Origin of the sequence: Streptomyces sp. NPDC085866, from assembly GCF_044541035.1 — a bacterium.
Lineage (GTDB): Bacteria > Actinomycetota > Actinomycetes > Streptomycetales > Streptomycetaceae > Streptomyces.
In genome coordinates, this window is record NZ_JBITSQ010000008.1 from 188,263 (window position 1) to 202,703 (window position 14,441).

11 protein-coding genes are annotated in these 14,441 nt (G+C 72.3%); 5 read left to right on the plus strand and 6 right to left on the minus strand.

Annotation, left to right across the window (positions count from 1 at the left end; translation table 11 throughout):
• Positions 1 to 134 precede the first annotated feature (134 nt).
• The 4 genes from ACIF83_RS21645 to ACIF83_RS21660 are packed head-to-tail and all read right to left on the minus strand — an operon-like array spanning position 135 to position 4,115.
• Complete coding sequence (locus ACIF83_RS21645; protein WP_399729052.1) at positions 135 to 743, minus strand: Tat pathway signal sequence domain protein; 609 nt, start codon at positions 741 to 743, stop codon at positions 135 to 137.
• A complete protein-coding gene (locus ACIF83_RS21650; protein WP_399729055.1) occupies positions 740 to 1,177 on the minus strand; it encodes a hypothetical protein in 438 nt (145 codons plus the stop codon). The genes ACIF83_RS21645 and ACIF83_RS21650 overlap by 4 nt, the downstream gene beginning before the upstream one ends.
• A gap of 55 nt (positions 1,178 to 1,232) precedes the next feature.
• A complete protein-coding gene (locus ACIF83_RS21655; RefSeq protein WP_386574167.1) occupies positions 1,233 to 1,724 on the minus strand; it encodes a PaaI family thioesterase in 492 nt (163 codons plus the stop codon).
• A gap of 48 nt (positions 1,725 to 1,772) precedes the next feature.
• Complete coding sequence (locus ACIF83_RS21660) at positions 1,773 to 4,115, minus strand: FdhF/YdeP family oxidoreductase (protein WP_399729057.1); 2,343 nt, start codon at positions 4,113 to 4,115, stop codon at positions 1,773 to 1,775.
• Between the two features lie 242 nt (positions 4,116 to 4,357).
• On the opposite strand from ACIF83_RS21660, the gene polA reads away from it, so the two are divergent.
• Complete coding sequence (gene polA / locus ACIF83_RS21665; protein ID WP_399729060.1) at positions 4,358 to 7,084, plus strand: DNA polymerase I; 2,727 nt, start codon at positions 4,358 to 4,360, stop codon at positions 7,082 to 7,084.
• A gap of 283 nt (positions 7,085 to 7,367) precedes the next feature.
• On the plus strand, positions 7,368 to 7,775 hold the full coding sequence (locus tag ACIF83_RS21670; protein WP_399729063.1) for a hypothetical protein: 408 nt from the start codon (positions 7,368 to 7,370) through the stop codon (positions 7,773 to 7,775).
• Here the strand turns inward: ACIF83_RS21670 and ACIF83_RS21675 are convergent.
• Complete coding sequence (locus ACIF83_RS21675; protein WP_399729066.1) at positions 7,693 to 8,550, minus strand: DUF4184 family protein; 858 nt, start codon at positions 8,548 to 8,550, stop codon at positions 7,693 to 7,695. The genes ACIF83_RS21670 and ACIF83_RS21675 overlap by 83 nt on opposite strands.
• A 318-nt stretch (positions 8,551 to 8,868) precedes the next feature.
• Between ACIF83_RS21675 and ACIF83_RS21680 the strand changes: the two genes are divergently transcribed.
• The 3 genes from ACIF83_RS21680 to ACIF83_RS21690 all read left to right on the plus strand — a co-directional run bounded on the left by ACIF83_RS21680 (position 8,869) and on the right by ACIF83_RS21690 (position 11,871).
• Positions 8,869 to 10,560 carry a lytic murein transglycosylase gene (locus ACIF83_RS21680; protein WP_399729069.1) on the plus strand — a complete coding sequence of 564 codons (1,692 nt, stop codon included), beginning with the start codon at positions 8,869 to 8,871 and terminating at the stop codon, positions 10,558 to 10,560.
• Positions 10,561 to 10,716: 156 nt separating this feature from the next.
• The gene (locus ACIF83_RS21685) at positions 10,717 to 10,851 is read left to right on the plus strand and encodes an SPW_0924 family protein (RefSeq protein WP_316753571.1); all 135 of its coding nucleotides are present in this window, start codon (positions 10,717 to 10,719) and stop codon (positions 10,849 to 10,851) included.
• Between the two features lie 27 nt (positions 10,852 to 10,878).
• Positions 10,879 to 11,871: a DUF3068 domain-containing protein gene (locus tag ACIF83_RS21690; protein ID WP_399729072.1), complete on the plus strand. Its 993-nt coding sequence runs from the start codon at positions 10,879 to 10,881 to the stop codon at positions 11,869 to 11,871.
• Here the strand turns inward: ACIF83_RS21690 and hrpB are convergent.
• Positions 11,861 to 14,386, minus strand: coding sequence for an ATP-dependent helicase HrpB (gene hrpB / locus ACIF83_RS21695; RefSeq protein WP_399729075.1), 2,526 nt, complete (start codon positions 14,384 to 14,386; stop codon positions 11,861 to 11,863). The genes ACIF83_RS21690 and hrpB overlap by 11 nt on opposite strands.
• Between the last annotated feature and the right edge of the window lie 55 nt (positions 14,387 to 14,441).

Sequence of the window (14,441 nt, forward strand, 5' to 3'; positions counted from 1 at the left end):
GTTATGACACGAGGTAATGCAGAGCGGTACACCGTGGGGGGTACGCCGGAATTCCGGCCGATTCGCCCCGTCCGCATTGTGAGAACCCGCAGGACTCACCGTGATCGGTTCAGGTGTCTCAAGGGTTTTGGTGATTACCTGCCACTGTTGCTGCAGGCGACTTTCAGGGCGTGCGAGAGGTGCTGTGCGTAGTGGGGGCCGAGGATGAAACTCTGAATCTGGATTGCGCGCGTATTACGTAGAGTTACTTCCAGGAAAGGCATCCCGGCGTCCTTCGGAACCTTTCCGCATTCCGTCACTTGCATGGAAATGGTGATCTTGCGGGGAGCGCCTGCCTTTGTCCGGAAGGGGACATGCGGCGCCGCGGCCACCGACAGACCGGCGTAGGGCTGGGCCACTTGGGTCACGGTGACCGGCGGTCCCGACTCCACGCTCAACAGCACCTCGAAGCGGAAGCTGCGGGCCGGCGCGCCGGGCGAGGCGGCCCGCTCGCGCAGGTACGACATCGTCACCACCTGGGCGGGGTAAGGCACTTGGGGCGGTGGCGGCTGCTGCGGGCGGGACGCGTAGAGATAGCCGCCGCCCGCGAGCAGGAGCGCGACGGCGGCGAGGGCCAGGGCGGCCCGGCGGTGGCGGGCGTACACGGACGAGAGCAGTGCGCGCCTGCGGCCGCGGGGCGCCTGCGGCGCGGTGTCCCACGCCTGCGTGCCCTCGCCGGGCTCCAGGGGGCCGATGCCGCTCATTGCCACGGACCTCCGCTCGGGGCTCCGTGCCGGTACCGCTCGGCACAGGCGCTGCGGGCCCGACGGTCGATCAACTCGTCGGCGGCAGCGGCCCCTTGGCGCCGCTCGGCCGCCCGTGCCGCGTCCACGACGCCACGCAGGATCTCGTACTGCGCGTTGGACAGCCCCATGGACTGGTAGTCGCCGTAGGTGCCGCTGTCGAGCACCTTCCGCGACCAGTACGCGACGATCCTCGCGCACAGCTGCGCGTCGGAGGCCGGCGACGCGGAGGCGGTGGCCGAGCCGCGGGCCGAGCGCCCGGGGGCGCCGGCGCCGCCCGCACCCGGCCCGGCGCCGCCCGTCCCGCCGCAGCTCGTCGTCCACAGCAGTGCCGGCAGCGCCAGCGAGAGCACCAGGAACCTCACCCCCGGCCGGGGGCCCCCATGCCGTCCCATGTGCCGAAGCTAAGGGGGAGGGACGGCGGGGGGCAACGGGGCGGCGGGGACGCTCTCAGTCGCCGGCGGGCCGGACGTGCGCCTCGTCACCGGCCCGCACGTCGCGCAGCAGGCAGGTCAGCCGGGCGCTGCACACCCGGCGACCCTCCTCGTCACTGATCACGATGTCGTACGTCGCCGTCGACCGCCCACGGTGCACCGGCGTCGCCACGCCGGTCACCAGGCCCGAGCGGGCCCCGCGGTGGTGCGTGCAGTTCAGGTCCACGCCGACCGCGATCTTCGAGCTGCCGCCGTGCAGCATGGAGCCGACCGAGCCCAGGGTCTCCGCCAGCACCGCGGACGCGCCTCCGTGCAGCAGCCCGTACGGCTGGGTGTTGCCCTCCACCGGCATCGTGCCGACGACCCGCTCCGCCGACGCCTCCAGGATCTGCACGCCCATCCGCGTCCCGAGGTGGCCCGCCGAGAACAGCGCGGGCAGGTCGACACCGAGCGCGGCGTACTCGTCGATGACTTCCTGCGGGAATTTCACCTGCTGCTGCTCGCCCATGGGCCCGGCTCCGTTCGTCGTACGCCTGTCTCTTGGCTGAGCGAACGCTCAGTCGGTCGCCGATTGTTCCAGACGGGCTTCCGGCCGGGTCTCCGGGCGGCCCTCCGGCGCACTCTCCAGGCGGACCACGACGGACTTGCTGGCCGGGGTGTTGCTGGTGTCGGCGGTGGCGTCCAGCGGCACGAGCACGTTGGTCTCCGGGTAGTACGCCGCCGCGCAGCCCCGCGTCGTCGGATAGTGCACGACACGGAAGCCGGGCGCCCGCCGCTCCACGCCGTCCTTCCACTCGCCCACCAGGTCCACGTACGACCCGTCGGTGATCCCCAGGGCCCGCGCGTCCTCCGGGTTCACCAGCACCACCCGGCGGCCGTTGGTGATGCCCCGGTAGCGGTCGTCCAGGCCGTAGATCGTGGTGTTGTACTGGTCGTGCGAGCGCAGTGTCTGCAGCAGCAGCCGGCCCTCGGGCAGCTCCGGGTACTCCACCGGCGCCGCCGTGAAGTTCGCCTTGCCGGTCGCCGTCGGGAAGCGGCGCTCGTCGCGCGGTGCGTGCGGCAGCGTGAAGCCGCCCGGGCGGGCCACACGCGCGTTGAAGTCCTCGAAACCGGGGATCACGCGCGCGATGCGGTCGCGGATCGTCGCGTAGTCCTTCTCGAACTCCTCCCACGGCACCTTGCTGTCCGCGCCGAGCACCCGGCGCGCCAGCCGGCACACGATCGCCGGCTCGGACAGCAGCTGCGGGCTCGCCGGCGCGAGCCGCCCGCGCGAGGCGTGCACCATGCCCATGGAGTCCTCGACGGTGACGAACTGCTCTGTGCTCTTCCCGTTCGGTCCGACCTGCAGATCGCGCTCCGTACGGCCGAGCGTCGGCAGGATGAGGGCACGCGCGCCCGTGACGACGTGCGAGCGGTTGAGCTTGGTCGACACGTGCACGGTCAGCCGCGCGCGCCGCATGGCCGCCTCGGTGACGTCCGTGTCGGGGGAGGCGGAGACGAAGTTGCCGCCCATGGCGAAGAACACCTTCGCCTCGCCGTCCCGCAGCGCGCGGATGGCCCGTACGACGTCGAATCCGTGCTCACGCGGGGGCGCGAACCCGAACTCCTTCTCCAGTGCGTCCAGGAACGCCGGGGCGGGCCGCTCGAAGATGCCCATCGTGCGGTCGCCCTGCACGTTGGAGTGGCCGCGCACCGGGCACACCCCCGCGCCCGGGCGGCCGATGTTGCCGCGCAGGAGCAGGAAGTTGACCACTTCGCGGATGGTCGGGACGGCGTGCTTGTGCTGGGTGAGGCCCATCGCCCAGCAGACGATGGTCCGCTCGGAGGCGAGGACCATGCCGAGGGCCTGCTCGATCTCCGTCCGGGACAGGCCGGTCGCCTTGAGCGTCTCGTCCCAGTCGGCGGCGCGCGCGGCCTCGGCGAACTCCTCGTACCCGTGCGTGTGTTCGCGGACGAACTCCTCGTCGACCGCGCCCCGGGTGTCCAGAATCAGCTTGTTGAGGAGACGGAACAGAGCCTGGTCGCCGCCGATGCGGATCTGCAGGAACAGGTCGGTGAGGGCGGCGCCCTTGAGCATGCCCTGCGGGGTCTGCGGGTTCTTGAACCGCTCCAGGCCGGCCTCGGGCAGCGGGTTGATGCTGATGATCCTCGCGCCGTTCGCCTTGGCCTTCTCCAGCGCGGAGAGCATGCGCGGGTGGTTCGTCCCGGGGTTCTGCCCCGCGACGACGATCAGGTCGGCCTTGTAGAGGTCCTCCAGCAGGACGCTGCCCTTGCCGATGCCGATCGTCTCGGAGAGCGCCGAGCCGGACGACTCGTGGCACATGTTCGAGCAGTCGGGCAGGTTGTTCGTGCCCAGCTCGCGCGCGAAGAGCTGGTAGAGGAACGCGGCCTCGTTGCTGGTCCGCCCCGAGGTGTAGAACACGGACTCGTCGGGGGAGCCGAGGGCGGAGATCTCCTCGGCGATGATGTCGAAGGCACGCTCCCAGCTCACCGGTTCGTAGTGATCTCCGCCCTCGGGGAGATGCATGGGATGCGTGAGCCGCCCCTGCTGTCCCAGCCAGTACCCGCTCCTGGTGGCCAGGTCGGCCACGGAGTGCGCGGCGAAGAACTCCGGGGTGACCCGGCGCAGGGTGGCCTCCTCGGCGACCGCCTTCGCGCCGTTCTCGCAGAACTCCGCCTTGTGCCGGTGGTCCGGCTCCGGCCAGGCGCAGCCCGGGCAGTCGAAGCCGTCCTTCTGGTTCACCCGCAGCAGGGTCAGCGCGGTGCGCTTCACACCCATCTGCTGCTGGGCGATGCGCAGGGTGTGCCCGATGGCGGGCAGCCCCGCCGCCGCGTGCTTCGGCTCCGCGACCTGCGGCGCGTCCTGAACCGGATCACCCTTGGGCGGCTTGGTCGCCATCGCACGGTCCCCTTCGACTGCGTGTGAGAAGTACGCCTCCGATCCTCCCACGGGGCACCGACAGCGGTGAGCCCCGGTCCTGCCGGGCGACGGGCGCCGTGCCTGCGCCGGGGTCTGCGAGGTTCCAGCGGGGGGCTGCGGGGGTTCCAGCCGGGATCCGCGGGCGTCCGGCCCGTGTCCGTGGGCGGGTGCCGAACCCGCCGCGGCCCGGAGTGTCAGTGGGGCGTGGCAGGATCGGGGGCGTGGCAGAGACAGCATCGAAGAAGACCGACAAGAACCCCGGCGGCATCCGTCCCCGGCTGATGCTCATGGACGGGCACTCGCTGGCCTACCGCGCGTTCTTCGCGCTGCCCGCGGAGAACTTCACGACCGCGACGGGCCAGCCGACGAACGCGATCTACGGCTTCGCGTCGATGCTGGCCAACACCCTGCGTGACGAGGCCCCCACGCACTTCGCGGTGGCCTTCGACGTCTCCCGCAAGACCTGGCGCTCCGAGCAGTTCACCGAGTACAAGGCGAACCGCTCCAAGACCCCGGACGAGTTCAAGGGCCAGGTCGAGCTGATCGGCGAGCTGCTCGACGCCATGCACGCGCCGCGCTTCGCCGTCGAGGGCTTCGAGGCCGACGACATCATCGCCACCCTCGCCACCCAGGCCGAGGCCGAGGGCTTCGAGGTGCTGATCGTCACCGGCGACCGCGACTCCTTCCAGCTGGTCACCGAGAACACGACCGTGCTGTACCCGACGAAGGGTGTCTCGGAGCTGACCCGCTTCACCCCGGAGAAGGTTTTCGAGAAGTACGGGTTGACACCCGTCCAGTACCCCGACTTCGCGGCCCTGCGCGGCGACCCGTCCGACAACCTCCCCGGCATCCCCGGTGTCGGCGAGAAGACCGCCGCGAAGTGGATCAACCAGTTCGGCTCGTTCGCGGAGCTGGTCGAGCGCGTCGACGAGGTCAAGGGCAAGGCCGGGCAGAACCTCCGCGACCACCTGGAGGCGGTCAAGCTCAACCGCCGTCTCACCGAGCTGGAGCGCCGGGTCGAGCTGCCGAGGACGGTCACCGACCTGGAGCGGGGCCCGTACGACCGCAAGACCGTCACGATGGTCCTGGACACCCTGGAGATCCGCAACCCGTCGCTGCGCGAGCGTCTCTTCGCGGTCGACCCGGGCACCGAGGAGGCCGAGACCACCCCGGTCGCGGCGGGCGGTGTGGAAGTGGACGGCAAGATCATCGGCACCGGCGAGCTGGCCCCCTGGCTGGCCGAGCACGGCACCGGGACCCTCGGCGTCGCCACGGTCGGCACCTGGGCCCTGGGCACCGGCTCGGTCGCCGAGGTCGCCCTGGCGGCGGCCGGGGGAGCCGCCGCCTGGTTCGACCCGGCCGAGCTGGACGAGACCGACGAGAACGCGTTCGCGGCCTGGCTGGCCGACGCCGGCCGCGCCAAGGTGCTCCACAGTGCCAAGGGCGCGATGCGGGTCTTCGCCGAGCACGGCTGGAGCGTCGAGGGCGTCGCCATGGACACCGCGCTCGCCGCCTACCTGGTCAAGCCGGGCCGCCGCTCCTTCGACCTGGACGCGCTGTCCCTGGAGTACCTGCACCGCGAGCTGGCCCCCGCCGCCGCGGCCGACGGCCAGCTGGCCTTCGGCGCGGACGACGGCGCCGAGGCCGAGGCGCTGATGATCCAGGCCCGCGCCGTCCTCGACCTGGGCGAGGCCTTCGAGGCCCGCCTCCAGGAGGTCGGTGCCGCCGACCTCCTCCGGGACATGGAGCTGCCCACCTCCGCCCTGCTCGCCCGCATGGAGCGCCACGGCATCGCCGCCGACCGCGCGCACCTCGAGGCGATGGAGCAGATGTTCGCCGGCGCCGTGCAGCAGGCCGTGAAGGAGGCGCACGCGGCCGCCGGTCACGAGTTCAACCTGGGCTCCCCGAAGCAGCTCCAGGAGGTCCTCTTCGGTGAGCTGGCCCTGCCCAGGACGAAGAAGACCAAGACCGGCTACACCACCGACGCCGACGCCCTCGCCTGGCTCGCCACCCAGACCGACAACGAACTGCCGGTGATCATGCTCCGGCACCGTGAGCAGGCGAAGCTACGCGTCACGGTCGAGGGCCTGATCAAGACCGTCGCCGGCGACGGCCGTATCCACACGACCTTCAACCAGACGGTGGCCGCGACCGGCCGGCTGTCCTCCACGGACCCGAACCTGCAGAACATCCCGGTCCGCACCGACGAGGGCCGGGCGATCCGTCGCGGCTTCGTGGTCGGCGAGGGCTTCGAGTCCCTGATGACCGCCGACTACAGCCAGATCGAGCTGCGTGTGATGGCCCACCTCTCCGAGGACGAGGGCCTGATCGAGGCGTTCACCTCCGGCGAGGACCTGCACACCACGGTCGCCTCCCAGGTGTTCTCGGTCGAGCGGGACGCGGTGGACGCGGAGATGCGGCGCAAGATCAAGGCCATGTCGTACGGCCTGGCGTACGGCCTCTCCGCCTTCGGCCTCTCCCAGCAGTTGAACATCGAGGCGGCCGAGGCGCGCGCCCTGATGGACACCTACTTCGAGCGCTTCGGCGGCGTCCGGGACTATCTGCGCCGGGCGGTCGACGAGGCGCGGGCGACGGGCTACACGGCGACGCTCTTCGGGCGCCGCCGCTACCTCCCCGACCTCAACAGCGACAACCGCCAGCGCCGCGAGGCGGCCGAGCGCATGGCCCTGAACGCGCCGATCCAGGGCACGGCGGCCGACATCGTCAAGATCGCCATGCTCAACGTGGACCGGGCCCTGCGCGAGGCGGACCTCAAGTCCCGCATGCTCCTCCAGGTCCACGACGAAATCGTCCTGGAGATCGCCCCCGGCGAGCGCGAGGCCACCGAGGAGATCGTCCGCCACGAGATGGCGAACGCGGTCAACCTGAGGGCCCCGCTCGACGTCTCGGTGGGCGTGGGCCCGGACTGGGAGTCGGCGGCGCACTAGCCTTCGGTGACTCAGCGGAGGGGCGTTTTCAGCCAAGGGCTGGACAACGCCCCTCCGCCGTCCGACGGTCGCTTTTTCCACACCGGGGGCCAGTCACTTCTCCGCCGCGACGGCGATCAACCCCCATCGGCGCTTCCCGCGGTGCCGAACCCACCGATCCCACCGCACCTCCACGGCCACCCCACCCGCGGGCACCCGTCCCGGCCGAACCCCCGGAGGGTGTTTCACTCACGTGGCCCCCGCCAAAACGCCCCCCGAGCCCCGCAACCGCAACACTGCGAGCATGGGTATACGCATGCTCCATCGCCGGACGCCCGAGGCGCAGGGCCGCACCCCGGCCCCGGCGGACACCGCCTCGGACCGGGCCACGCCCGCCTCGCCGGTCCCGGCCCTAGCGGCCGACGCAAGCACCGCCCGCATCCCCGCCGACCTGGCCACGACCGTACGCAGGGCCGCGGTGGACCTCCGGCGCCGACTGGCCGCCCGCACCCGCCACGCCCCCGACTGGCGCGCCTGGCCCGATCTCGCCCGCGGCTACCTCGCGCTGCTGCTCACCCTCATCCCGAGAGCGCGGCCCCGGCGCACCCTCACCGTGTTCGTGGCCCCGGTCATCGAGCGGCCGACCGGTCCCGGCGCGCATCGGCCGACGCCGCGGGACTGCCCGGAACCGGAGCAGGGCGCCACACCCTGACCCCGACCGCGTACACCAGCACCCCGAGGACCAGCCCGGCGCCCACACCGAAGCACAGGGTGGGCACCAGGTCCCAGGGCTGCGCGTTCGCGCCCCAGTACTCCGACCACCGCGTCGCCCGCTGCACCGCTCCCGCCAGGGCGCAGCCGCCGAGCACGGCGGTGGCCCACCAACGGTCCCGTACGGACAGGACGGGCACCCCCACCGGCTCGCCGGCCGGCGCCCGCCGCAGCGCGCGGACCAGGAACACGACGATCACCACGGCGGCCACCGCGGACGTGCCGTACTGCAGCCACGAGTAGAGCGGCATGCCCGCCAGGCCCCGCCCGAGGGCCGGAACCAGCCGGGACCCCCACCGGTCGTGATGCGTGAACGCGTCCCACCCGACATGCGTCAGCGCGCCGAGAACCGCGGAGACGTACCACCACAGCACCGAAGCGGCCCGTACATGGGCGCGTGGCGCACCGCAGCGCAGCAGAGCGGCCGGTCGCCCCTGCCGGGCCCGGGGCAGCAGGGCCACCAGCGGTTCCCGGACGAGCAGCCACAACCCCACCAGCGCCCAGGAGATGGGCACGTCGACGCCGGCCACACCGGCGAAGGAATGCGTGACCGCCCCGAACTCCATGCCGCCCGGCAGGACGCTCGAGGCGTAGTAGGTCATGTCGGGCGCGAAGGAGCCCGCGACGAGCACCGCGGGCACCAGCCGGCCCCGGCCGCCGCCGTCCCGGCGGATGGCGGGCAGCACGGCCGCCGCATGGCTGAGCGTGAACGGCAACAGAGCCCCCTGGAGCGGTCGTCGGCCGTGGCACCGGAACCGGTGATCATGCCCGTCCAGTATGCGTGAGTACCGTCCGACGCCCGCCACACCAACGGAAGTTGGCCAACCGGTGAAAACCGGGCGCGAACCCGTGCCCGCTTCAAGGAAGGTGTCGTAGGGTCACCTGGGTCGCGGTGCCGGGCGCACGTTCGAACGTACGTCACGTGGATGGAAAGACGGAACAGGGGCAACCAGAGCACCGGGTCGACCGTCAGACCAGAGCGAGGCACACAGACGGAGACGGACGCGCGGGCGTTCACGGGAGGGGTTCACTCTATGGCGGCGCACATCGGCAGGCGGCTGCGCAAGGGAGCGGCGACCACCGCCGTGGCCGCGGCAGCGGTCGCGGCTCTGTCCGCGTCCCAGGCTCCGGGAGCCCCCGGTGAGGACCACGGCAGACAGGCCGCGGCCGGCGCCAGCGCCCCGGTACCGGACCTGGCCGCCGACGGCAACGCCACCGGCAACTCGCCGTACTACACGGACCTGCCGCCGCTCAACAGCCCCAACCCCAGCCCGTCGCCCACCATCGGCACGCCCGTCTCCCGGGGCCCGGCCGAGGCCGGTATCCCCGCGACGGTCCTCGACGCCTACAAGAAGGCCGAGGCCGAGCTGCGCACCTCCAAGCCGGGCTGCAACCTGCCCTGGCAACTCCTGGCCGCCATCGGCAAGGTCGAGTCGGGCCACGCCCGCGGCGGCCGCGTCGACGCCGACGGCACCACGCTGAGCCCGATCCTCGGCCCGCAGCTCGACGGCAACGGCTTCGCGCTCATCAAGGACACCGACCACGGCGAGTACGACGGCAACAGCACCTACGACCAGGCCGTCGGCCCGATGCAGTTCATCCCGTCCACCTGGGCCTGGGCCGGCCGCGACGGCAACGGCGACGGCAAGGCGGACCCGAACAACGTCTACGACGCCGCGCTCGCCGCGGGTCACTACCTGTGCCGCAACGACTGGGATCTGTCCGGCGACGCCGGTCTGCACAGCGCGATCCTCAGCTACAACAACTCGCAGGACTACCTGAACCTGGTCCTGAACTGGCTGGAGTACTACCGCAAGGGCAGCCACTCCGTGCCCGACGGCACCGGCGGCGTGCCGTCCCATCGCAGCGACGACGGCTCGAAGCACACCACGAAGCCCTCCGACCCGCCGAAGACCAAGCCGGGCAAGCCCGGCGGCGGCAAGGGGCACCACGACCCGAAGCCGCCGGCGCCGCCGAAGCCGCCCACCCCCTCCGACACCGTGGACCACCTGGAGGACGCGAGCACCGGCACGGCGAAGCTCACCGCGATGGCCGGCGACGCGTTCACCCAGCGGATCAGCACCCGCGCGGAGACGAAGGCCGGGGCGGCCGTCGGCAAGGTCCGGATCCGGTTCACCATCACCGGCGACACCGACGCCACCTTCGCCGGCGGCGAGACCGTGGCCACGATCGCCACCGACGCCAAGGGCGTGGCGCCGGCACCGGTGCTCGAGGCGGGCGAGAAGACCGGCAACTTCAAGATCACCACCGCTGTCGTCGGCCACAAGGCCAAGGGCGTCGACTACACGGCCACCGTCACCGCACGCGCCGCCGACACCCTCGCCCGCACCAGCGACACCCCGCTGACCTGCACCCCGGGCGGCGAGTTCGCCGACCAGGTCCAGGTGAAGGCGACGTACAAGGGCACCGTCGCCGACAAGGTCGCGGCCACCGCCACCCTGATCAAGTCCGCCGACGACGCCACCGAGAACGACAAGGGCCCCTACTTCAAGGACGCCGACGGCAAGGTCGTACGCACCCTCACAGGCCTCCAGACGGACGACAAGGGCCTGCTCACGCTGCCGAAGCTGTACGCGGACGACGTCACCGGCACCTTCCTGCTCCGCATCACCACCACCGGTGGCGCGACCCTCACCGTCGAACTGGACGTCGCCGCGGCCGACGCCTCGGCCAGCCCCTCGCCGAGCCCCTCCGCGACCTCCTGACGGCACGGACTTCGACCCAGGGCAACACGGCGCCTCTTCCGCCACGGCGGAGGGGGCGCCCTTGTCTGTGTGCGCGACGTGTTCTCATCTCGCGCGCGCGTTGCTACGGTGCCGCACCTGACGACCCATCAGGAAACGTCCGCCGGGAGGCCCCGCATGCGCGCCCTGATCGCCGCCGCGACCGGTCTCGCCCTCGCGCTCGCCCTGGTCCTCGCGATCACCGCCATGGGCGCGCCGACGGGCCGGACGTCCCCCAAACCGCTGCTGACGACGGTGCCCGCGCACCCGTAGCAGCGCCCGTCCGGGAGGGAGGCCGGAATGCGCCGCAAGGCAAGCCTGGTCCTGCTCGCCTGCGCCGTGTTCTTCGCGGCGCTGTCCCCGCTGCTGCGCTGGTACGCCTTCCCGCGCCTGGCCAGGATCCCCGCGAACCAGTATCAGGACATGGTCCTGGAGGCCAAGGACGCGACCCTCCTCGACTACGGCACCATGAGCGCGAAGAAGGTCTCCAAGGTGACCATCGTGCAGACCCTCAAGGGCAACGTGGAGGCCGCCGAGCGGATCGAGAAGACCGCGGGACGGCCCGTCGTCGTCTGGGACGGGCTGTCCTACCTCCAGGGCCCCGACGGCAAGATGATCTCCCGCATCCCGGAGCGCTACATCTTCGACGCCCACAGCCAGGACCCCGTCCACGCCACCGGCGAGTCCGTCGACGGCGACCCGGTCAAGCGGGACGGCATCGAGTTCAAGTGGCCCTTCCTGACCCAGAAGCGCGACTACGAGTACTTCGACGCGCAGACCCGTACCACCAGCCCCATCCACTACAAGGGCACCCGGACCTTCCGCGGCCTGAAGGTCTACTACTTCGAACAGACCATCCCCTGGACCAAGGTCGCCATGCCCAAGACCATGCCGGTGGAGGGCATCACTCCCGAGTCGGTGGCCAAGACCGGCACCACCCGCTGGTACAGCACGGTCCGGAAGTTCTGGGTCGAACCCGTCACCGGAGCGCCCGTCTACGGCGAGGAGCTCCACAAGGAGGAGCTGCGCGGAGGCACCCTCCTCGGCGGCCGCGCCAAGGTGACCGCGTTCGCCGGGGACGTGAAGATGCGCGAGGACTACATCGAGCACACCGTCGCCCTGGTCGAGCACAACCGCACCCTGGTCCTGCTGATGACCTCCTACCTGCCCTGGGGCTTCCTGAGCCTCGGCCTGCTGCTCCTCGCGCTCTCGCTCTACCTGGAGGCGCGTGGCCGCCGCCCCGAGGACCCGGCACCCGCACGGGCGACGGAGCCCGAACCGGTCAGCGCCTGAGCCGCGCGTTGGTGTGCCGGGTGGGCTCGGCGGTCGCCGGGTCCTCGGGCCACGGATGCTTCGGATAGCGCCCCCGCAGCTCCGCGCGCACGCCCTTGTAGCCGTCCTTCCAGAAGGAGGCGAGGTCGGCGGTGACGGCGGCGGGCCGTCCGGCGGGGGACAGGAGATGGACGAGCACCGGCACCCCGGCCACCGTCGGGGTCTCCTGCAGTCCGAACATCTCCTGCAGTTTCACCGCGAGGACGGGCCGCTCCGGGTCCCCGTAGTCGATCCGGATTCTGGACCCACTGGGTACGGCGATCCGCTCGGGCACCAGCTCGTCCAGCCGGGCGGCCTCCCCGCTCGCCCAGGGCAGCAGCCGCGCCAGCGCCTGCCCGGCGTCGATCCGTCCGAGATCGGCCCGCCTCCGGGCCCGGCCCAGCTCCGGCTCCAACCACTCGTCCACGCGCGCGTGCAGCGCTTCGTCCGACACGTCCGGCCACGGCTCCCCGGCGTGCGCACGCAGAAACGTCAGCCGCTGCCGCAGCACCTCCGCATCCGGGGACCACCGCAACAGCCCGAAACCCTCCTGCCGGAGCCCTTCCAGGAGGGCGCCGCGCACGAGCCCGGGATCGACGTCCTTCAGGGGCCGTACGGCCAACTCGACGGCCCCGAGCCGTTCGACACGCCGGGCCACGACATCCCCGTCGGCCCAGTGCACCTCGTCCCGCTCCTCCAGTAGCGCCCCGGCCGCCGCCCGCGCCACGTCCTCCTGCACGCCGGCTCCGAGCCGAACGCGCGCGTGCCCCTTTCCACCGGGCCGATCGGCAACGGCGACGACGATCCAGGGTGCGCCGCGCAGCGCCGACCCCTCGGACAGCTCGGCCCGGGTCCCGGACGCCATGAGATACGAGCCACCGTCGAGCTTGGCAACCCGCTCGGGGAAGGCGAGAGCGGCGACGAGCCCGGCGATCCTGTCGTCACCGGTGCCGGGTCCGGCCTGGGACGCCACTCGCAACCGACGGTCATGGGTGACCGGGTGGGAGAACTCCTCCGACACGGCTCGCAGCCGCCGTACTTCACCGGTCCACCGCCCCCCATAGGCGTCACCCCCATGCCGAGCACGCCGCAACGCACCCGCAAGATCATCCCCGTAATCCCGAGGCACCTCTTCGGAGAGCAGAGCGACAACCGGGGCACCCCCACCGGAGGTGTCCAGCAAGGCCCGCCCCAGCCGAGGGTGCACCCCCAACCGGCCCAGCCGGACACCGACCTCAGTGGCCCGACCGACGGAGTCCACCGCTCCCACGGCCGTCAGAACGTCCCGCGCCGCTGCCATGGCCCCACCCGGCGGCGGGTCCAGCAACGCCAGTCCGGAGGCGTCCGGATCGCCCCAGCAGGCCGCCTGAAGGGCGAACGCGGTCAGGTCGGCCACCTTGATCTCCGGCGCCGGAAAGGCCGGCAGGCGGACGTCCTCGGCCTCCGTCCAGCACCGGTACACCACACCGGGCGCTTCACGTCCGGCCCGCCCCGCCCGCTGCCGCCCGGCCGCCCGCGACGCCCTTACCGTCGCCAGCCCGCTCAACCCGCGCGCGTGGTCCACCCGCGGCTCCCGCGCCAGCCCCGAGTCGACCACCACCCGCACCCCGGGCACCGTCAGCGACGACTCCGCGACGGACGTGGTCAGCACCACCCGGCGCCGCTCCCCGGGCGCCAGCACCGCGTCCTGCACGACCGCCGGCGCCCGCCCGTGCACCTGCAGCACCTCGACCTCACCCGGACGGCCCAGCTGCCCGGCCACACGCGCGATCTCGCCCACGCCGGGCAGGAAACACAGCACGTCCCCCTCCCGCTCGGCCAGGGCCCGCCGCACCACCGACGCCACATGCCCCAGCAGCGCCGGATCGACCCACATGCCGTGCGGCGGCCGTACCGCACGCGCGGGCGGTGCCCAGACGACGTCCACGGGATGCGAGACCCCCTCGGCCTCCACCACCGGCGCATCGCCGAGCAGCCGCGCCCAGCCCGTGGCGTCCGTGGTCGCCGACGCGGCCACCAGCCGCAGCTCCGGCCGCAGCGTCTGCCGTACGTCCCACAGGAAAGCGGCCACCGTGTCGGCGTCCAGATGCCGTTCATGGCACTCGTCGAGCACCACCACGTCGACACCGGCCAGCTCCGGATCCCGTTGCAGCCGCTGCAACAGCACACCGGTCGTCACGACCTCCACGCGCGCGCGGCGCCCCACGACCCGCTCGCCGCGCACCGTGAAGCCGACGCTCTCGCCGGGCTTCTCGCCCAGCAGCCACGCCATCCGCCGGGCCGCCGCCCGGGCCGCGATCCGCCGCGGCTCGGCCACCACGACCCGCCGCGCCGGACCGCCGCCGACCAGCCCCGCCAGCACGAGCGGCACCAGCGTCGTCTTGCCGGTGCCGGGCGGCGCCACGAGCACGGCGGTGCCGTGCGCCTCCAGGGCGTCGCTCAGGGCGGGCAGGGCGGCACGGACGGGCAGCGCGTCCAGGGCGTCGTAACGGATCACGCCCCTAGTGTCGTACGGCACCGAAAACGCCCCGCACGCGTGCGTGCGGGGCGTG